The organism is Chryseobacterium sp. HNCC26DJ240 (assembly GCF_057180485.1).
Genome location: NZ_JBXUGK010000010.1, coordinates 45523 through 67282 on the forward strand (window position 1 = coordinate 45523; position 21760 = coordinate 67282).

Consider the following 21760-nt stretch of genomic DNA (forward strand, 5'->3'; position numbering starts at 1 on the left):
TCTTAAATTAAAAGTTAATTTTTGCCCCAATAGTAACTGTAGATAAAGGAGCATAGGAGTAGGTATTACTTCCACCTGTTTCACTCGTACTTGGATTAAATCCTTTTCTTTTTGTCGCAATCCAAAGATTGTCACCACTTACAAAAATATTAAAACCTGTCATCCCAATAGCTTTAACATAGTTTTGAGGCAGTGAGTAGCCTAATCTGATATTGTTAAGAGCTAAGAAATCTGACTTAACCAAAAATCTGCTTGATCTTGCGTTGGTATTAACGTCAGCTGCAAAATTAGATGACATTCTTGGAACATCTGTTACATCACCAGGATTTTGCCATCTGGAACGTATATCTTGATGCCAGTTATTATTACCAACCTGTAGGTTATTCATCAAGCCAGCATAAAGACCATCATAAGAATATCCACCCAAACTATACAGGAACTGTACCCCTAATGAGAATGACTTGTAGCCAAAATCAAAATTGAAGGCTCCTCTTAAATCAGGAATTGCTGACTTACCTAAAAATTTCTGAGTTGCCTGTGCATAATTCTCAGTAACCCCTTGTTTTATATCAGCATTGGGATTTAAAGTTTGATACTCATATAATGAAGCAATCTGCTCACCTGCATCGAACGCTCCGTTACCATTGTTGTCTACATAGTTCACGTACCATTGAGCAGCCCCAGTAGCAGTATTAACACCTGCATACTCTCTCATATAATAATCATATTGTGATCTTCCAGCAGCTCTACCAAAACCTGCTTCAGAAAGATCCAAAATCTTATCTCTACCTGCAGCAAGATCGTAAGGCATTTTCGTCAACTCGTTTTTCAAATATTCTCCGTTAAATCCGAAATCAAGGTAAAAATCTTTTTTATTGATTATGTGAGTTTTTACAGTAAATTCTATACCTTGATTAATTAGTGCTCCATCATTAACCTTTAAAATGGCATTTCCAGTAGATGGGGCTAATCGATTATCAAAAATAACGTTGTTTGTTGCTTTACGATAATAATCTACTTCAATTTCAACTGCGTTATTTTTGAACAAGCCTAACTCAACACCCGTTTGAAAAATATTTGATTTTTCCCACGTCAAATCAGGATATCCATTTCTATCGAAAGTTGCTCCTGGAATCCCCATGAAGTTTCCTGGTGTATAAACATTATAACCTGCATAAAAGCCTACACCACCTTGATCTCCAACCGTTCCGTAACTGGCTTTAAGTTTCAAGTTTTTAATAACCTTGTTATCTGAAAGAAAATTTTCTTTAGAAACAAGCCATCCTAAACCTGCAGATGCAAAAGTATCCCACTTATCTGTTAAAAACCTCGAAGATCCATCACGTCTTATAGTTCCATTAAAATAATATTTTCCTTGATAATCATATGTAACGTTACCAAAGTAACTTTCCAATGCATAATTATTTACATATGAACTTGACTGAGATTCTCCAATACCCAAATTAAGTTCAGGAATCATATCAATTAAATTAGGTCTTCCGGCAGACAGATACTTTTGCTCCCAGCTATTACTTTCATGGGCTGCAAAAGCTTGAACATTGTGGTCACCAAATTTCTTGCTGTATCTCAACAATTGCAACCAGTTATAAGCCATTAATTCTGTCTTCGCTTTAAAAATATAACCATTTTGACTTGCAGCACTTCCATAGAATTGATTAGTTAATTGATCATTACTATTATTATAATATTGACCTCCTAATCTTGTCTCAAAACTTAATGACTTTGTAATATCAGCTTTCAAAAACATGTTAGCATTAATTTCATGTTTTAAAAATTTGTTCTGATTGTAAGTAGCATCAGCAATTGAATTGGTTAGCGCACCAAAACCTCTTCCAGCTACTTCACCGTAATCATACTGAAAACCTCCAAAATAGGGATCTGCCACTTTATTACCATTTGCATCTCTTAAAAATAGAGGATAAATTGAAGGAATATTATCTACAAACCAAAAGATACTTCCTGAATCACTAGTTTGTCCGTTTCTATTAGCTTTAGAGTAAGCGTATCCTAAATTAAACTCACCTTTCAACCAAGGTCTTGCTTGATGAGTTAAGTTTAATCTACCATTATATCTTTCAAAATCTGAATTGATTGAGTAACCTTCATCATCCAAATATCCAATATTTGTGTAATAGGTAGTTTTACCTGTACCTCCACTGATACTTAGATTATTCTCCGTTCTTGAAGAAGTTTGAAATGCATAGTCTTCCCAATTTTCAGGATCATAAAGTCTGTTCGAGCCTGGTCTTACCATTCCTGTATTGGGATCAATTAGCTGAGCAGCTGGAGTCCCCCAAATATTATAGTTAGGATTGATCCCTGCAGTTCCGAATAAATTGGTATTTGCGTACGCTGTAGGGTTTGCGTTTCCTAATAATCTCCCTCTATTTCTCAATGCCTGCCAGCTCAAAGAAGCATATTCTTCCGGAGATTTAATAGTCTCATATCTTGGAAGTAATGCCATATTGAAACCAACTTTTGATTCCAACTGAATAACAGACTTGTTTGAACGACCTTTCTTAGTATTGATTACAACAACTCCATTAGCTCCTCTAGCACCATAAATTGATGTAGCAGTAGCATCTTTAAGGATGATTGTATTCTCAATGTCTTCAGGATTGATTGAACTTACGTTACCTGTAAATGGCACACCATCCAATACATACAATGGACTTCTGTTTCCGTTTACAGAACCAAAACCTCTAATCCTAATTGTAGCATCCGTACCCGGTTGACCTGAAGTATTAATTACTCTTACACCCGCCGCTTCACCTGCCAAAGCCTGACTTACAGATGACACGTTTTTAGCATCTATCGCTTTAGAATCTACTTTTGAGGCAGTACCAACATAGCTTTCCTTAGGAACTGAACTATATCCTATTAAAACCACTTCTTCAATCTCAGACTCTTTAGTGGCAGTGTCTTGAGGCTTTTGTTGAGCAACAACGGCTTGTCCCAAAAAGAACAAAACTCCTGCACTTAGCACCTTTAATTTCACATTCATATTAACAAATTTTAATATTTAACTTTTGCAAATATGTTAAAAATTATTAACACTTAAAACATTTTTAAATTTAAAATTGGACAATGCTAATGAATTCAAACACATATTTAAATAAATTAACGCATGCAATTCAATAAAATGGATATTCTTTTGCCCTTTTTACAACATAATTACAGTTATCTAAAGATATTAACAGTTTTTAACTAAATCCAATCTATTTATTTAGAATCATTATAAATTAAATTTTAGATAAAGAAAGACCGCAATCATAGAATTGCGGTCTTCAATTTTTTTATGTGATGAATAGCTTATTTAAGCTTTTTCTTCACTGCTACTTCTTCGTAAACTTCAAGAATATCATTTTGCTCGATGTCGTTATAACCTTTAAGGTTTAATCCACATTCGTAGCCTTTTGTAACTTCTTTTACGTCGTCTTTGAAACGTTTTAAACTTTCAAGCTCTCCGTCGAATTTCACAATACCGTCTCTAAGCAATCTTACTTTAGACTGTCTCGTTACCTTCCCGGTAAGAACCATACATCCTGCAATCGTTCCAACTTTAGAAATCTTGAATACTTCTCTGATTTCTACGTTACCGATTACCTGCTCCTGAATTTCTGGAGAAAGCATTCCCTCCATCGCTTCTTTTACTTCGTCGATAGCTTTATAGATTACAGAATATGTTCTGATTTCAATTTCCTCACGGTCTGCTAGTTCTTTAGCATTTGCCCCAGCTCTTACGTTGAATCCGATGATAATAGCATCTGATGCTGCCGCTAAGTTGATATCTGATTCAGTAATCTGACCTACACCTGAGTGAAGAATCTTCACGCTGATCTCTTCTGTAGATAATCTCTGTAACTGATCAGAAAGTGCTTCCACAGAACCATCCACATCACCTTTAAGGATAATATTCAACTCTTTGAATTCACCTAAAGCAATACGTCTACCCAATTCTTCAAGTGTCGTATGTTTCTTGGTTCTGATTGATAATTCTCTCTGTAATTGCTCTCTCTTATTAGCGATAGCCTTACCTTCACTTTCGTCTGCATAAACACGGAATTTGTCACCTGCTGTAGGCGCTCCGTCTAAACCTAAAATCGTTGCAGGAATAGATGGACCCGCTTCTGTAAGGTTCTTTCCTCTTTCATCAAGCAAAGCTTTTACTTTACCGTGGTTTTTACCTGCCACTACATAGTCTCCAACCTTTAAAGTTCCGGTTTGCACCAACATGGTTGCTACATATCCTCTACCTTTATCTAAAGATGCTTCAATTACAACTCCGTTTGCAGCACGTTCAGGATTCGCTTTCAATTCAAGCATTTCTGCCTGCAATAATACTTTCTCTAATAAAAGATCCATATTATTACCCATTTTAGCTGAAATTTCCTGTGCCTGAACATTTCCACCCCACTCTTCTACCAAAATATTCATTCCGGAAAGTTGCTGACGGATGTTATCAGGGTTTGCATTCGGCTTATCTACCTTGTTGATGGCAATAATCATTGGTACACCTGCTGCCTGCGCGTGAGAAATTGCTTCCTTAGTTTGAGGCATTACGTCATCATCGGCAGCGATTACGATAATTGCAATATCGGTAACCTGTGCACCTCTTGCTCTCATCGCTGTAAACGCCTCGTGACCCGGTGTATCTAAGAATGTAATTCTCTGACCGTTTTCAAGTTTAACGTTGTAAGCTCCGATGTGCTGGGTAATACCTCCAGATTCACCTGCGATAACGTTGGTTTTTCTTACGTAATCCAATAATGAAGTTTTACCGTGGTCAACGTGTCCCATTACAGTAACAATCGGTGCTCTTGGCAATAAGCTTTCTTCAGTATCTACTTCGTCTTCAGCATCTGTATCTTCAAGATCAGCATCTGAGAATTCAATTTTATAACCAAATTCGTCTGCTACCAATAATAAGGTATCAGCTTCTAATCTTTGGTTCATTGTAACCATTACACCAAGAGAAAAACAAGCAGAAATTACTTCAGTTGCACTTACATCCATCAAACTTGCCAATTCACCTACTGTGATAAATTCTGTAACTTTTAATGAAGTGTCTCTTGCATCGGCTTCCTGCTGAAGATAATCCTGTTCTCTACGGTAAGATCTTTTATCTTTTCTGTGTTTAGCAGATTTAGATTTACCTCCTTTATTGGTTAATTTTTCAAGTGTTTCCTTGATTTGGTTTTTAACTTGCTCGTCTGTTAACTCAACAGGCATGGTTCTTTGCCCCGGTCTGTTATTGTTTCCGAAACGGTTTCCGCCACCTTGACCTGGACCGCCTGGACGGTTTCCACCTTGTCCTGGAGGACGGTTACCCTGTGGACCGCCTGGACGGTTTTGACCACCCTGACCTGGACCGCCTGGACGGTTACCCTGATAGCCACCCTGACCTGGAGGACGGTTTCCTCCCGGACCATTTTGACCTTGAGGACGGTTTTGTCCACCTTGGTTATTTCCACCTTGTTGGTTGTTTCCGGTGTTTTGGTTAGGACCACCCGGTTTTTCTATTCTCTTGCGTTTCTTCTTAGCTCCAGGACCTGTTTTTGGTGCAAACTGAGTTAAGTCAATTTTTTCACCAACGATTTTTGGTCCGTCAAGCTTTTGGTAAACGGTTTCAATTTTTTGAGATTCAGGTTCGGCAGGAGTTTCCGGTTTTGTTTCCGCAGGCGTCACTTCTGCAACCTTTGTTTCTACTGTTTTTGCCTCCACTGGTTTTGATTCTTCTTTCGCTTCAACAGTTTTGGGAGTTTCCTTTACAGGCTCAGCCGGTTTTTCAACTGGTTTCTTTTCTTCCTGTTTAGGCTGTTCTTTTTTAACTGGTCTGCTTTTAGACTCGATTTGTGAAAGATCAATTTTATCAAGAACCTTAAATTCCTGTTTTTCCGGAACAGGTTTTTGTTCAGGAGTTTCTTTTGGCTGTACAGGTTCTTCTACCTTTTCTTCCACTTTTTGTGGTTCCGGAGTAACAGCTTCCGGCTCTGGCTTTTTACCTTCCAGATCTATTTTACCTAAAATTTTAGTTTCAGGTCGATTTGATTTAGCTCTTATTACTTCAGGGGTTTTCTTTTCCTCAATTTCCAGCTTTTCTTCCGGAACTTTGGTAATCACCACCTCATGGGACGCTTTTCTTTGCTCGCCGTCTTTGGCAAACTCAGCTTCCAATGCAGAATATGCCGCTTCTTCTAATTGAGCGTTAGGATTGGCTTCAACCTCAATACCCTTCGACTGTAAAAACTCTACTAATCTGGATGTTGAAATATTGAATTCCTTTACCGCTTTATTTAATCTAATTTTTGGCATCTAATATTTTTACTGTTTTCTAATTTTTAAAATTAAAGTACTTTCTACTTTTTATCAGGATATCAACTCATAATCAGTCTTCAAATTCTTCTTTCAGAATTCTCTTCACATCTTCAATTGTTTCCTCTTCAAGATCCACCATGTTCAGTAAAGTCGATGTATCTTTATCCAATACCGATTTTGCTGTGGTAAGACCCACCTTCCTGAATTCTTCCAATACCCATGCTTCGATATCGTCATCAAATTCTTTCAATTCTACGTCATCATCTTCACTGGCTTCTCTGTACACATCAATTTCGAAGCCACTCAGCCAAGAAGCTAATCTGATGTTTTGTCCCTGCTTACCAATCACCTTGGAAATTTCTTCCACAGGTGTATAAACCAATGCATAATTGGTTTCTTCGTTGATGTCTATTTTATTGATAATCACATTCCCAAGCGCTCTTTTTACCAAAAGCTCAGGATTTTTTGCCCATTGGATAACGTCGATGTTTTCGTTTCTTAATTCCCTTACAACTCCATGAATTCTGGAACCTTTTACACCAACACACGCTCCTACCGGATCTATTCTGTCGTCGTAGGCATCTACGGCGATTTTTGCTTTTTCACCAGGAATTCTCACCACTTTTTTCAGCATGATTGTTCCGTCCTGGATTTCAGGAATTTCAAGCTCGAGTAATTTCTCCAAAAACTTTGGTGCTGTTCTTGAAATGATGATCTGAGGCTTAGAACCTTTAAAATCAACACTTTCAACAATAGCTCTGATGCTTTCTCCTTTTTTGAAGAAATCTGAAGGAATCTGATTTTCCTTTGGAAGGATAAATTCATTTTCCTCATCGTCCAGAAGAATAACATGCTTGTGACGGATGTGGTGAATCTCTCCAATCACAATCTCGCCGATACGGTCTCTGAACTGTTCATACAACATTGCGTTGTTGTGCTCCTGCAGTTTTGTTGCCAAAATCTGCTTCAATGTAAGAATATTTCTTCTTCCCAGCTGAGCAACAGGAATTTCCATTGTAAAATCTTCACCTACTTCGAAAGTTGGGTCAATTTTCTTGGCTTCAGAAATTTCAATTTCAAGATCATCGTCTTCAGACATTTCGTCTTCCACGATTGTTTTATTTAAGAAAATCTGAAAATCTCCTTTATCAGGATTTACAATCACATCAAAATGGTCATCAGAATCATATCTTTTTCTCAAAAGAGTCTTCAGAGCATCCTCAATAATTGCCATCAGATCAATTTTACTGATCCCTTTTTCGTCTTTAAAATCACCAAATGATTCAATCAACGCTATATTATCCATATCTATTATATAATTGATAAATGATGAATGATCATTGATTTTAGCAAATCAAAACCGTTCACCTTTTTAGTTAAAATTTAATTACTACCAGTGCTTTTTTGATTTCAGTGTAAAGAATTTCTTTTTCTTCCACTGCATCCACTTTGCCTTTACCTACTTCTTTCGGTTTTCTGTAACGAAGAATTAATGTAATTTTTTCCTCATCCACTTTTGCAAGTTCCCCTTCAATTTTTTCAGAATTTTCAAACATCACTTCAATTTCTCTTCCGATGTTTTTCTGAAACTGTCTCGGCGTCACCAAAGGCTCGCTCAATCCCGCAGACATTACCTGAAGGCTGAAATCATGCTCCTCACGATCCATATTAAATTCAATTGCGCGGCTTGCATCCAGACAGTCCTGCACCGAAACTCCGTTGTCTCCATCCAGGATTACCGTGATATCGTCTCCTGTTGAGATTTTTAAATCTATTAAAAAAAGATCTTCTCTTGTTGCGAGAAATTCATTTAATAAGTCTTCAATTTTTTTTCTAAACTCCATACGTTATACTACTGGTTTACAGTACGAAAAAAGGCTTTCTTTTCGAAGCCTTTCCATTTTTCCCGTAAATCTTGTGCAAATATAAGATATTTTTTAAGAAAATACAAATAAGTCTAATTATCAGAATGATATATGTAACGAGATATCAGCCTCTTCCTCAAATTTAATTTAAAATTCACAACAGAAAGTGTTTTTCATAAAAACTGTCTTTTTAATTAAATATCATTTAACAGCCTGATAACAATGGCGTAATCTCAAGAGTTTAGTTTTGGCCAATCAAAATTAAATCCTAAAACCGCTTTTATGAAACATTATCTACTGCTGCTGTGCTGCTTTGTCACAAGCTTATGCTTTGGGCAGACCATAGTTCCTTATCTTCAGAATCCTACTCCAAATTCAATGATTGTAAACTGGAAAACGTCTTCCAACAATGAGACAACAGTTTACTATGGAACTTCGCCCACCAACCTCAACGTAACCGTTACCGGAACCACCAACATTTTCACAGATACCGGATACAGTAACAATTATTTTTATCACACCGCAAAAATTGCCAACCTACAACCGAACACAAAATATTATTACAAAACCAAAACAGGAACCTCAGAATCATCTGTTTACAATTTCCGAACACTTCCTCTTCCGGGACAGGCTGTAACTGCCAATGGAAAAATCAGATTCCTGATTATGGGAGACAATCAATTGAAGAACGAGCCGAGATACGATTCTTTAAACCTTCATGCTTACAAGAAAATCAAAGAAAGATTTGGAGCAACTAATGACCCTTCAGATAATATTGCTCTGACTTTCATGGTGGGAGATCAGGTGGATGTAGGAACGCTTGACCATTATGAAAATGTTCACTTTAAGAAAAATCAAAAGCTTTCGCCTTACCTTCCTATTCAAACAACTGTAGGAAACCATGAAACTTACGGAACATTGGGAATGAGCTCTTACTACGCTCACTTTTTTATAGATGAACTAAGTTACAAAAACATCAGCTCAGGAAACGAAAACTATTACGCTCAGCAGGCCGGAAATGTTTTGTTTGTAAGTTTAAGCTCAGAACACACCGGATCTGCACAACAAATATGGCTACAGCAAATTCTTGCAGCCGCAGCAACTGACAGCACAGTTCAATGGATTATTTCTTTAAGCCACAGACCATATCAGGCAGAGCAATATGTTGGCGATATTTCTACATGGGTAAGAAACACAGCAGTTCCGATGCTGACGGCTTCAGACAAATATGTGATGCACATCGGCGCTCACCATCACCTGTACCATAGAGGTCAGCTTAAAAATTCGCCAAATTACCAGATTATTTCAGGAGGAACTGCGTGGGATCAATATTGGGGAATGTCTAATGAGCAGGACTTTGACGATGTACAAAAAACTTTGACAGACTGGACTTATCAAATTATCGAAGTCGATGTAAACACCGGTAAAATGGATATTGAAAGTTACTCTATCGGAGGAATTTACCAACAGAAAAACAGTGTGACGGTTGACAGTTTCCACAGGTATAAAAATCAGGCTAAGCCGGCTAAACCCTCTGTCACAAACACTTTTACAGCTCCGGTTACTTTGCCTTTAACTTTAAACGGAAGTGCATTTGCTACAACCACTGCAGAACTTTTGAATACGACACAGTTTCTTGTGAGCAAAACAGCAGACTTCTCTGTGATTGACAAAGAATTTTACCGCGACTACGAAAACTGGTTTGGGAAAGACGGAACAGGAAATCCTGACGTAACGAAAAACCTTAACGCAGGCGTAGACATTACCAAAGCTACTATCGCAGCCAACTCGATTACCAACGGTGTTTATTATGTAAAAGTAAGATACAGAGACAGAAATCTTGAGTGGAGCGACTGGAGTGATGTGAAATCTTTTGAGGTAACAGGAAGTGTGGTTTCAAACCCTCAACTGGTTTTAAATAAAACTGAATACTTACAAAACGAAGCGATTCTGGCAACATACACAGACGGCCCCGGAAATCAGCAGGACTGGGTAGGAATTTATAAAAAAGGACAAAATCCATCCGCAGTAACATCTCAGGGATATAAATATACTAACGGGCAGACTTCAGGAACTGCAAACTTCAACACAGGACTGGCTACAAAAGGACAGTATTTTGCAGGTTTCTTTGCCAATAATGGATATACAGAAATTACAGGAAGAAAAAATTTCTACGTAGGACCAAAAGTGGTTCTTCAAACTACAGCAGATTCTTATCCTGTAGGCGGAACGGTGGTAGTAAACTACTCGAACGGACCGAATTTAACGAATGACTGGATTGGAATTTACAAAATGGGACAGGTACCGGGATCAGCCAATCCATCTGCAACATGGAGCTATGTAACCACTTCTGCAGGAACCAAGAATTTCACAGGACTGCCAAAAGGTTATTACTATGCAACTTATCTTTTAGAGGACGGCTACACGCAAATCGGAGAGAAAGTGTTTTTTAAAGTCGGAGACATTGTTACCGATCTTTGGATCAACAAACCTGTTTACACTTTAGGAGAAAACATTACCGCTTCATGGACAGATTCTCCAGGAATCATCAAAGACTGGCTGGGAATCTATCCCCAATCTGTGCAAACTCCGAATGACCAGTTTACTTCCTATACGTATTTTGACGGAATCACGCAGGGCAGTAAAACTATCACCGGAAACGTAAACGGTGTTCCAACAACCACTGGAAACTATTACATGGTCATGTTCACCAATGATTCTTACACGGAAGTTTCCAATAGAGTTTCTTTTGAAGTCGTGGGTGCCACTTTGGGAACCAACGAAACCAACAGCAAGACCGAGAAAAACGTGATTTTGTATCCGAATCCTGCAAAACCGGGACAGCCGACCTTTATTAAGAGCGATTATCCTATTGAGAAAATTCAACTTTTATCGGCAGCAGGACAGCTTTTGTATGAAACGAAAAATGTAAATGATCAGAAATTTACTTTGGTGAATGAAAATTTACCTAAAGGTGTTTATTTCGTGAAAGTTCATACCAGAAAATTATTTACTTTAAAATTGATTGTTGAATAGTTTTAGTCTTAAAAAAAAGTAGATAAACTTCGAAGATTTTCTTTTAAACATTGGAAATCACAATTAAATATCCATCCGCTTTGCAATAAATTTTGCAGAGCGGATTTTTTTTGTTTTAATCAAATTTTAAGTTTTCGGCTCTTAAAATTTAAACAAAAACCAAATCTAAATATTTAGAAAAGAAATATTTAAAGATCAATTCCATAAACAAAACTTTGCGGAAAATCATAATTATATTTAAATTTACTAAAACTAAAATCAATTACCATGGCACTCAATGCATACCTTAGACTAAAAGGCAAAAAACAGGGCGAAATAAAAGGCTCTGTACTTCAAAAAGGCAAAGAAAACAGAATTCAGATTATCGCTGTGAGTCACGACATCAATTCCCCAAGGGATGCTGTGAGCGGACTTCCGAGTGGAAAACGGATGCACAAGCCTTTCATTATCACTAAAGAAGTAGACAAATCCAGTCCGTTACTTTACAGTGCCCTTTGCAGTAATGAGCAGATCACGGAGTTCGAACTTCAGTTCTGGACACCACAAAAAGGAACAGCTGCCGGAGCAGCAACTGAAAAACAGCATTACACCATCAGACTTACCAATGCAAGTATTTCTGATATTAAATTCAGAATGCCCAACAATAAAAACCCTGAACTAGTGAATCTGACCGAATATGAAGAAATTTCATTCACTTACCAGAAAATAGAATGGATATGGACAGATGGAGGAATTGTGGGAATGGATGACTGGTAATAATATTTGGCACAATTAATTTGTGATTGAAAAAGCAATTTGATATAAAAACTCTTTTAACTGTATATAAAAAGATACGTTTATCGCAACAGTTTTTAGATCATATTTTTCTTTTAGAATAACGCAGCATTCAGTGACATTAACTACGCTTTATCATGCCTTTATCTACGCACTATCTACACTTGAAAAAAAGCTGTGAAATAGTCTAAAAAACCACATAAGTTACAGGTCGTATTTTTATTGATAAAATTGCTTATTAAAATTTGAAACAATTGTGAAAGGGCTTTTTTTTCTTTTAAAAATAATTATATCGCATAAACATTATTTTTAACAAAAACCTTGAATTCCTAAGTTAAATTTAGTTACTTCAATATTTGAAAGTCTTTATTTTCTAAATTTTTCAACAATTCCTGTTTCCGTAGAAATATATTAATTACGTGGGCTGATAAAGTCTTTTCCTCCAAAGCACACTGTTTAATTAGATTTCGTATCAGACTTCCAGAATATTTTTGAACTTTCCATACATAATACGGCAAGAGTGCGTTATCGAAATGCGCATTGTGAACAATTAAGTTTCGGAAACGGTAAATCATCAAAATATCATCTTTAATCGATTGACTCTGCTCATCTAAAATCTTCAATATTTTGTGATTGTTAAGATAAAAGTCTTGAACATTTTCAATCTCCAGTTTTATTGATAAATCTTCTTCTAATTCTTTTAGCTGATCTAAGCTATCTATAAATTTTTTCAAATAAATACGTTGGCCACTATCGGATGATAAATTTGATTTCTTAATTAATTCTAAGGAAAAATTTGGCCGTAAATTGTTAAGAATTAAATGACTATACGTATGATAAAGATCCCAACCATATTGAAATACCAATCCTTGAACTTCATTAGAAACAATTATTTCTTGAATGAGTTGAATTTTAGAATAATTTTTATTTAATATATCATTTTTAATATCATATTCTAAATTGAAAAGATTTTCAATTGCAATCCAGTAATTTAACATTTTATCCTCAAGTCGAAACGTCTGCTCTCCTTTACTAAACCAATGAATAGCATTTGTTAATCTTGAATTCGCAATATTTAAGGTTGATTTATTTAAAAATTTGCTGTAATTATTTAATTCTATAAATTTTTCTGATAAATCTTCTAAATTTAGCGCTTCTTCATTGTTAATGAATTTATCTTTTTTATTTCTTGACCAACTCGAACTTATACTGCGTCCATTTTCAACAACGATATATTTTGTAGTGTCAATTTCTAATGATGTTTTAGTTTTATAATGACAACTGATTAAGTCCAAAATATTTTCAAGAATATTCAATGCATCAATCAAAGATGACTTTGGCAAAAGATATTCAACTTCAACTGCCGCAATAACAACATTTTTAGAATAATTTTTATTTTTAGACATGAGGAGTAAATTTTCCTCAGATTGCCTATCACTACTTATAAATTTTCTTTGATCGATTGAGTATAGAGTGACTTTCCCCACTTCAATATTTACTGAACCTTTTAAACCCTCTACAACAAATAAGTAATGAACCTTTTTCCGCTCTTTATAAAAATAATTTGATAATGCCCAGATTCTCATTTCTAGTGTGAGATTTTTTACACTATTTTTTATTTGTTTATAATATTCATCTCGATTTACAACACCATAATCTTCGAAATGTATTTTATGTGGAAATTTAGTTGATATCTGATAAAAAGAAATCTCTTTTTGCTCTTTATAAGTATCAAATATATTTGATGCAAATCCTCTAATATCTTCTAAAACATATCCTCTTTTGAGCAATTCTACTATTATTGACTGAGAAACATTTTTTGTATTATTTATAATTTCAGGGTTTAATGCCGTCTCATTGCAAATAAGATTTATTAATAATTGTACATTTTTATCAAAATATATTCCGCTAGCAAATTGTTTTTTAATATTTAGGCAGGTTTCTAAAATTAGATTATTTTTATCTGTGTTGAAGTTTGCTCTTAAAATTTTGAATAGAGCGCCTAGATTATCCTTGATTATCTGATCTTCTTTACAGTATTTATCTAATTTGTCGTAAAAGTATTTTCTATTTTCGATGTTTCTAAACTGATTTTCATTTATCTCAGTAATTATATCATCAATTAAGATATGCGGACTATAAAGCGATAAACCATACGACCTCTTTAGAAAATTTTTTATTAAATTTTCCCATTGACTTATCCAAAATTCCTTCTTTACGATTATGGTATCTAAATCAGTCTTTTCTTGATTTAAATTTTCTGTTTTCTCGAAATTTTCGTCCACTTAAAAGATGTTAATTAATTTAAAAGTTCACTAAATACAAATCTTTGCGCAAGGCAAGTTTGGATTTTTACCAAATTTTACAAAATGTTATTTTCTGATATTATAATTACGAAATGACAAGGCTCAATTTACAATTGAGCCTTTACTATGAAAATGAAAAAGTAATTATCCCGAATTACTAATATTTTATTTGTTGATAAGCTTTTCAAGCCTATCAATCATTTCATCCTTCTCTTTCAGCATTCTTTCATACAAAGCAATTTTTTCTTCGTGCAATTGCATTAATTTATCAATAGGTTGAAATACTGGATTATGATTATAAACAGCGCCATTATCATTATTGGTAATAGTGTTAGCAATAATATTTATTGCAGCTTGTTCATCAAAATTCTGAAAAGCCTCTACAGGGATTTTAAGAGCATTTGAAATTGCTTTCAACAGGTCATCTTCTATAATATCCTTTTGCTCTAACAAAGAAATTTTCTTTTGATTCCATTCTTCGCCCAAGTCAAAAGCCAAAGCTTCCTGCTTGATTCCAAGCATTTCTCTAAAGCGTTTCACGTTTCTTCCCTGATGTATTTTCTGTTCCATAGCGATTATCAAAATTTTAAAGGCTTAAAGATAAAGCCATTTCTGTTAATGTCTAAATTGTAAAGTTAAAAAATTATACTGTAAAATATCTTTTTCAACGGATATTTTATTCCCAATAGACATAGGTTATTCACCCAGGTAAGAAGATCAAGTAGACCATCAATTTTAATGACATTGTTGAAGTAACTACGAATTCTGCATAATATATCCTTTATCTGAATAGAATATCTCTTATCCCTTTTTCAACTTTACTAAAGATAAAATTATTAATATGAAAAATAACACACCCTTTAGTAAAGAGAAACAACTTGTACAAACAAAAGAACAAGCTGAAATCGCATTAAATATTATGGTTCAGAATTCTCAAGGAAAAGATCTTGAAATTGGGATATTTAGATTACTTGATCAACTGAATAATCCCAGACTTACAGGACTGCTCGATAGCTATCCGGATTTGATTAAAGAATACAAATTAAAGAAATTGCTATCAGGAAAGATTGAGATCAAAGATGCAAGCAGGCAGGATATCAAGACGGTAGGATTGATGTCCTGCATATTACTGCTCATTCATTTTTATTTCGATGACAAATCAAATAATTCCGTCGAATCCAAATCCGCAACAAATGAAGTGGATAATTTTAATAGTGCTCAGTATATTATCAATTCAACTACTTCTGAGAAATGTATCAATGAATTGTTTCTTCTGACATTATCAATTGTTGGAATTGATTATTTTGAGAAGTATCAGGAAAAAGTGAAAGATCCTGATTTTGTTTTAAAACAGACCATAGGATTTGACAACGATCCCGAAATGGATGAACATATTGATATGATGGTGTGGTTTGCCTTGGTTCGTTTATTTATTGAGGCTATCTTTATTTATCATGATAGTGGTTTTGAATCTAAAAACCTTCAGCTATGAAAACACCAAATAAATCTCTTTTTTCAATTCTCGCCAATGAGTTTATTGAAAATACACTAGAGCAAATTGTTAGGGATTATTCCATCGGTCAGGTAATCTATAAGAAAGAAAAGCAATCAACTCGATCACACATTTTGATTGAGCTCAATAAATTTGCAGATGTAGCGAAATTGCGTTCAAGAAGATGGGTGAAAGAATATAGAGATCAGTATGATGTTTACTTTTATTTCATTGATTATTCAAGATTAGAATATCAATTGTCAAAAGGTCATCCTTTCATAGAGTACCATTGCCAGCGATCTTCAATAATCTATCAAAATGAAGACTTAAGATCATCAATTTTGATAGATAGGATTTGGAAAAAATACAAGAAGAAATTCAACCGTTATGAAGACGCTTTTCACCACGATCACGAGATTCGTCGGACGCAGAGTGAAAGGCTTATTTCGGAGGATTCATATAACAGTGTTTTTACTTTTTTTGAAGAAATTATTGAATACGATCTTGAATATCTGGAAGACCTGTACACGGGAAACAGGACGAGTAATATTGATCTGAATCAAAGAATAAATAATTTAATCATTTACATTCCGCAACTTAAATCCTATTTTGTGAGAAAAAATCAGCAAGAATTTTTCATTACTGAACTATTCACCAAAGCAAAAAAGGCAATTGAAGGAGATGATATAATTTACGATACGGAAATGTTCGCATCATTACGTAATATTGAGGATTCACTGTTTACATTGATCGAAGTCCGTTTACATGAATTGAAATATCTGATTAAAAACCAATGTGAGAAGATTTGCAATGCCGAGCAAAATATAATTTTTCCAAAAGAGTATCCGAAAGATTTAATACTTGAACAGGCTGTCAATAAAATTCTGACTTTTACAGAATTAGAACAGATCTATAGTTTTCATCAGACAGTATATGGAGAAATAACAACCTACTATTTACTTTTGGTAGGGAGTAATTTAAACAATGAGAAACTGAAATCTGTCAATCAGTCTTTGAAGAGTATCTTTGGTGAAAAATATGGCTTTTTGCTCATCAGTCATAACCGATATTGGATCCAAAAGAATCTTTATCAATACCAGAGTTTCTTTGCCTTTATCATGCAGGCTAAATATCTTGTCTATTCCACCGATGAATATCATCCAGAACCGCATTGGCAAATGCCCCATCACCCACAACACAATGACCTGTATTTTCACTATAAGATTGCCCTTGAAAGTGCCTTGCAATTTAAAAGATTATTGGAAGGCTATACAGGAAACTACCAGGGAATACCTAATATATTCTCTCAATTCTTCCTGTCTTTTTGCAGAACCTTCATATTTGTAAAAACCTACTATTTGCCAAATTACTTACCCAGCAAATCACTGTGGCAGCTGTGTATCTACGCCGATAAAGAGATACTCAAGTATGACTATCTGCTTGAGCAGTTTTTTACAGATCCTTTCCAATTTGTTGATTATCATATGACAATACATCATCAGCTAGCAAAAATCAATAAGGATAAAGCAGATCAAATGATAATGATTGTGAAAAAGCTTATGAATGAACTCAAGAAAAGTGTAATTGGAAATAAATTATTAGATGATTTTGAGGCAAATTATGATAATAAGCAATAGACAAAACAGATTTTAATTTTTACGGTAACTGCATAACAGATATTTTTAAAAGAACTTACTATAATCTGAATCTCTCATTCACAAATAAGAAACTAAACAATCTATAATATCTGTAGTAGAAGTTTTAGCAATAAAATTACAAATGAACATGATTAACTTATTACTAATTTAAAAGACCGTTCTACAATTTTTAGTATTTTTGTGGGAAATTTATTAAAAAACATACAATTTTGAATATTACGATAGTAGGAACAGGGTATGTAGGTTTGGTTACCGGAACCACACTTGCAGAACTGGGAAACTCGGTGTACTGTGTAGATATCGATGAAAATAAAGTAGAAGGCATGAAGAAGGGCATCGTCCCAATCTACGAGCCGAATCTTGAAGAAATGTTCCTGAGAAACATTCAGTCTGAAAGGCTGTTTTTCACTACCAATCTAAAGGAAGCTATGGATAAAAGCGAGGTAATTTACCTTGCACTGCCTACTCCACCGGGTGAAGACGGCTCTGCCGATCTTTCTTATGTTTTGAAAGTAGCCAATGATATTGGTGAAATGATGACGGAATATAAAGTTATCGTAAATAAAAGTACCGTTCCCGTGGGTACAGCTGATAAAGTGAGAGAAACCATTTCTATAAAAACAAATATCAGCTTTGACGTAGTATCCAACCCTGAATTTTTGCGTGAAGGCTTTGCGGTAGAAGACTCTATGAACCCCGCAAGAGTGGTTGTAGGATCCAGCTCAGACAAAGCGAAAGACATTATGGCTCAAATCTATCAGCCGTTTACCAATACCGGAATTCCTATTATTTTTATGGATGAGAAATCATCTGAACTGACGAAATACGCATCCAACTCATTTTTAGCGGTAAAAATTACTTTTATGAATGAAATCGCCAACTACTGCGAGAAAGTAGGTGCCGATGTAGACAAAGTAAGACTTGGTATGGGTAGCGACGATCGAATTGGGCACCGTTTTCTTTTCCCCGGAATCGGATATGGCGGAAGCTGTTTTCCTAAAGACGTGAAGGCTTTGATTAAATCTGGGAAAGATGATGGATTCAATTTCCAGATTTTAGAGGCTACCGAAAATGTAAATACTTCACAGAAAGTAATTTTGGTATCTGAAATTGAAAAATATTTCGGAGGAAACCTTCAAGGAAAGAAAATTGCGATGTGGGGACTTGCTTTTAAAGCCAACACAGACGACATCAGAGAAGCTTCTTCTTTAGACAATATAAAACTCCTTCTGGAAAAAGGTGCTGAAATCGTGGCTTACGATCTAATCGCAGAAGACAATGTAAAAAAGCTTTTGGGTGACAAAATATCTTACGCCAACACCATGTATGATGCATTGGAAAGTGCAGACGCCTTATTTATCGCAACAGAATGGCCTGAATTTAAAAATCCTAATTTCAGTTTGATGGCTAAGAAAATGAACAATAAAGTAATTTTCGACGGTAGAAATATGTTCCCTCTGGAAATCCCTGAGCAGAATGGTTTCTTCTATAAATCTATAGGTAGAAAGACTGTTGGTTAAAGAGCCAAGGCAAAAGTAAAAAGAGCCAGGGTGAATGCAGAGAATGGAGAGACGAATATTTTTGATGAAACCATAGAGTTGCTTGACTCCTTAGCTGTTGAGAATTGCATTAAACAATTAGAACCTCGCAGGGTTCAATATCAGTAGCCGTAGGTGAAACCTATGGAAACCAGAAGATTAAACAATTTTTAGAACCCGGCAGGGTTTAACATCAGTAGCCGTAGGTAAAACCTATGGAAAACAGAAGATTAAACAATTTTTAGAACCCGAAAGGTTCTATATAAAACAGGCAGGTGAAGCCCTGTAAAAAAGCGTACAAACATGAAAAACATTATCATCACCGGAGGAGCCGGTTTTATCGGATCACACGTTGTAAGAGAGTTTGTAAAGAATAATCCGGAATCAACCATCATCAATCTTGATGCTTTAACGTACGCCGGAAATCTTGAAAATCTAAAAGATATCGAAAATGAGCCTAATTATGTTTTCGAAAAAGCAGATATTACTAAACCTGAAGAGTTAAGAAAGGTTTTTGAAAAATATAATCCGGATGCAGTAGTACATTTAGCGGCTGAATCTCATGTAGACCGAAGTATCACAGACCCAAATGCATTCATCAATACAAACGTAAACGGTACAGCAAATTTATTGAATCTTTGCATTGAATTCTGGACTTTAAACCCGGATCACACCCACGGAAGATTTCCGAATGAGCCCAGAAAGAACCTTTTCTACCACGTTTCCACAGACGAAGTGTATGGAAGTTTGGGGGAAACAGGATTCTTTTTAGAAACAACGCCTTATGATCCGCAATCTCCTTATTCTGCATCAAAAGCAGCTTCAGACCATTTGGTAAGAGCTTATGGAAACACATATGGAATGCCATTCATCCTTTCCAACTGTTCGAATAATTATGGCCCGAATCATTTCCCTGAAAAACTGATTCCGCTTTGTATTTCAAATATTATTAATGAAAAACCTTTACCAATCTACGGTGACGGAAAATATACAAGAGACTGGTTGTTCGTTATCGATCACGCCAAAGCTATTCACCAAATTTTTAATGAATCTAAAACCGGAGAAACCTACAACATCGGAGGTTTCAACGAGTGGCAGAATATTGATTTGGTAAAAGAATTAATCAAGCAAATGGATGAAAAGCTGGGAAATCCTGCAGGACATTCAGAAAAACTGATTACTTACGTTAAAGACAGACCAGGCCATGATAAGCGTTATGCCATTGATGCTACCAAATTAAATAAAGATTTAGGCTGGAAACCATCGGTAACATTCGAGCAAGGTTTAGGAAAAACTATTGACTGGTTTTTGGAAAACAACGAATGGCTGGAGAATGTTACATCCGGTGATTATCAAAAATATTATGCTTCGCAATATACCAATTAACACGAATTTCTAACGAATTTCTCGAACGAATGGATGATAAAATCATATATAAGGAAGAAAGTTATAAGATTATCGGAATTTGTATGAATATTCATTCCAATATGGGATTCGGTTTTTTGGAAGCAGTTTATGCAGAGTTATTGGAAAAGGAATTTATTAAAAATAATATTCCTCATCAACGGGAAGTAAAGCTTGATTTATTTTTCAACGGCGAGAAATTAGATAAAAAATACAAAGCTGACTTTGTTTGTTATGATGATATTATTTTAGAGATAAAATCTGTATCATTTCTTCACGACAATTTCACTAAACAGACATTAAACTATCTGAAAGCAACTCATAAAAAATTAGGTTTACTCATCAATTTTGGTGAAAAATCTTTAAAACACAAAAGAATAATAATTTTTAACCAAAACGAAACTTCGTGTAATTCGATAAAATTCGTGTAATACGTATTAAAAATGAAGGGAATAATATTAGCCGGAGGTTCCGGAACCAGACTCTACCCTCTTACCATCGCCGTAAGCAAGCAACTGATGCCGGTTTACGATAAGCCAATGATTTACTATCCACTATCCACTTTGTTGTTGGCGGGGATTAAAGATATTTTAATTATCACTACACCGCACGATCAGGCGGGTTTTATCAAACTTTTAGGTGACGGTTCGCAGATTGGCTGTAATATAGAATATGTAGTTCAGCCCAGTCCTGACGGCTTAGCGCAGGCTTTCATCCTTGGCGAACAGTTTATCGGAAATGATGCCGCAGCATTGGTTTTGGGAGATAATATTTTCTACGGATCCGAAATGGGAACATTGCTTAAAAACAAAACCAATCCCGATGGAGGCGTTGTTTTCGCATACCACGTTGCCGATCCCGAAAGATATGGCGTTGTAGAATTTGATGGAAATTTAAAAGCTGTTTCTATTGAAGAAAAACCTGCTCACCCTAAATCTAATTACGCTGTTCCGGGATTGTATTTCTACGATAACGAAGTAGTGGAAATTGCCAAAAACATCCAGCCATCCCCAAGAGGCGAACTGGAAATCACCGATGTGAACAATGTGTACCTCAGCAAAGGAAAACTGGAAGTAGGCGTACTCGATAGAGGAACAGCATGGCTAGACACAGGAACTTTTGATTCTTTAAACGACGCCTCAGAGTTCGTAAGAGTCATCGAAAAAAGACAGGATTTCAAAATCGGATGTATTGAAGAAATTGCTTTCAGAAACGGATTCATTAATGAAGAAAAACTTTTGGAAACAGCAGTAAAATATGGTAAAAGCGGTTATGGTGAGTATCTGAAGAAGCTGATCCGCTAAAACACATACGACACAAAAGCACTGATTAATAAAGATTTAAAGAA

14 protein-coding genes are annotated in these 21760 nt (G+C 35.4%); 8 read left to right on the forward strand and 6 right to left on the reverse strand.

The window, feature by feature from the left end; translation table 11 throughout:
* Window positions 1–7: 7 nt before the first annotated feature.
* The 4 genes from AC2A1G_RS18970 to rimP all read right to left on the reverse strand — a co-directional run bounded on the left by AC2A1G_RS18970 (window position 8) and on the right by rimP (window position 8183).
* Window positions 8–3025 carry a SusC/RagA family TonB-linked outer membrane protein gene (locus AC2A1G_RS18970; RefSeq protein ID WP_484048444.1) on the reverse strand — a complete coding sequence of 1006 codons (3018 nt, stop codon included), beginning with the start codon at window positions 3023–3025 and terminating at the stop codon, window positions 8–10.
* Window positions 3026–3333: 308 nt separating this feature from the next.
* A complete protein-coding gene (gene infB, locus AC2A1G_RS18975; RefSeq protein ID WP_484048445.1) occupies window positions 3334–6336 on the reverse strand; it encodes a translation initiation factor IF-2 in 3003 nt (1000 codons plus the stop codon).
* Between the two features lie 73 nt (window positions 6337–6409).
* The gene (nusA, locus tag AC2A1G_RS18980; RefSeq protein WP_484048446.1) at window positions 6410–7645 is read right to left on the reverse strand and encodes a transcription termination factor NusA; all 1236 of its coding nucleotides are present in this window, start codon (window positions 7643–7645) and stop codon (window positions 6410–6412) included.
* Window positions 7646–7715: 70 nt separating this feature from the next.
* Complete coding sequence (rimP, locus tag AC2A1G_RS18985) at window positions 7716–8183, reverse strand: ribosome assembly cofactor RimP (protein WP_262150686.1); 468 nt, start codon at window positions 8181–8183, stop codon at window positions 7716–7718.
* A 303-nt stretch (window positions 8184–8486) separates the two neighbouring features.
* On the opposite strand from rimP, the gene AC2A1G_RS18990 reads away from it, so the two are divergent.
* Window positions 8487–11240 (forward strand): fibronectin type III domain-containing protein, encoded by a 2754-nt coding sequence (locus tag AC2A1G_RS18990; protein WP_484048447.1) that lies wholly within the window; start codon window positions 8487–8489, stop codon window positions 11238–11240.
* 267 nt (window positions 11241–11507) lie between these two features.
* Window positions 11508–11996 (forward strand): Hcp family type VI secretion system effector, encoded by a 489-nt coding sequence (locus tag AC2A1G_RS18995; RefSeq protein WP_484048448.1) that lies wholly within the window; start codon window positions 11508–11510, stop codon window positions 11994–11996.
* Between the two features lie 362 nt (window positions 11997–12358).
* Here AC2A1G_RS18995 and AC2A1G_RS19000 read toward each other — a convergent pair whose 3' ends face one another.
* Window positions 12359–14299: a hypothetical protein gene (locus AC2A1G_RS19000; RefSeq protein ID WP_484048449.1), complete on the reverse strand. Its 1941-nt coding sequence runs from the start codon at window positions 14297–14299 to the stop codon at window positions 12359–12361.
* Window positions 14300–14485: 186 nt separating this feature from the next.
* Window positions 14486–14890, reverse strand: a complete 405-nt coding sequence (locus tag AC2A1G_RS19005; protein ID WP_484048450.1) for a helix-turn-helix domain-containing protein — start codon at window positions 14888–14890, stop codon at window positions 14486–14488.
* Between the two features lie 271 nt (window positions 14891–15161).
* On the opposite strand from AC2A1G_RS19005, the gene AC2A1G_RS19010 reads away from it, so the two are divergent.
* The 6 genes from AC2A1G_RS19010 (at window position 15162) to rfbA (ending at window position 21716) form a co-directional block, all read left to right on the forward strand.
* On the forward strand, window positions 15162–15812 hold the full coding sequence (locus tag AC2A1G_RS19010; RefSeq protein WP_484048451.1) for a hypothetical protein: 651 nt from the start codon (window positions 15162–15164) through the stop codon (window positions 15810–15812).
* On the forward strand, window positions 15809–17449 hold the full coding sequence (locus AC2A1G_RS19015) for a hypothetical protein (protein WP_484048452.1): 1641 nt from the start codon (window positions 15809–15811) through the stop codon (window positions 17447–17449). Before AC2A1G_RS19010 ends, AC2A1G_RS19015 begins: the two co-directional genes overlap by 4 nt.
* A gap of 230 nt (window positions 17450–17679) precedes the next feature.
* The gene (locus tag AC2A1G_RS19020) at window positions 17680–18990 is read left to right on the forward strand and encodes a UDP-glucose dehydrogenase family protein (RefSeq protein ID WP_484048453.1); all 1311 of its coding nucleotides are present in this window, start codon (window positions 17680–17682) and stop codon (window positions 18988–18990) included.
* A gap of 321 nt (window positions 18991–19311) precedes the next feature.
* Complete coding sequence (rfbB, locus tag AC2A1G_RS19025; RefSeq protein WP_484048454.1) at window positions 19312–20394, forward strand: dTDP-glucose 4,6-dehydratase; 1083 nt, start codon at window positions 19312–19314, stop codon at window positions 20392–20394.
* Between the two features lie 29 nt (window positions 20395–20423).
* Entirely contained in the window at window positions 20424–20843 is a 420-nt protein-coding gene (locus AC2A1G_RS19030; protein ID WP_484048455.1) for a GxxExxY protein, read from the forward strand.
* Window positions 20844–20855: 12 nt separating this feature from the next.
* On the forward strand, window positions 20856–21716 hold the full coding sequence (gene rfbA / locus AC2A1G_RS19035) for a glucose-1-phosphate thymidylyltransferase RfbA (protein ID WP_484048456.1): 861 nt from the start codon (window positions 20856–20858) through the stop codon (window positions 21714–21716).
* Window positions 21717–21760 lie beyond the last annotated feature (44 nt).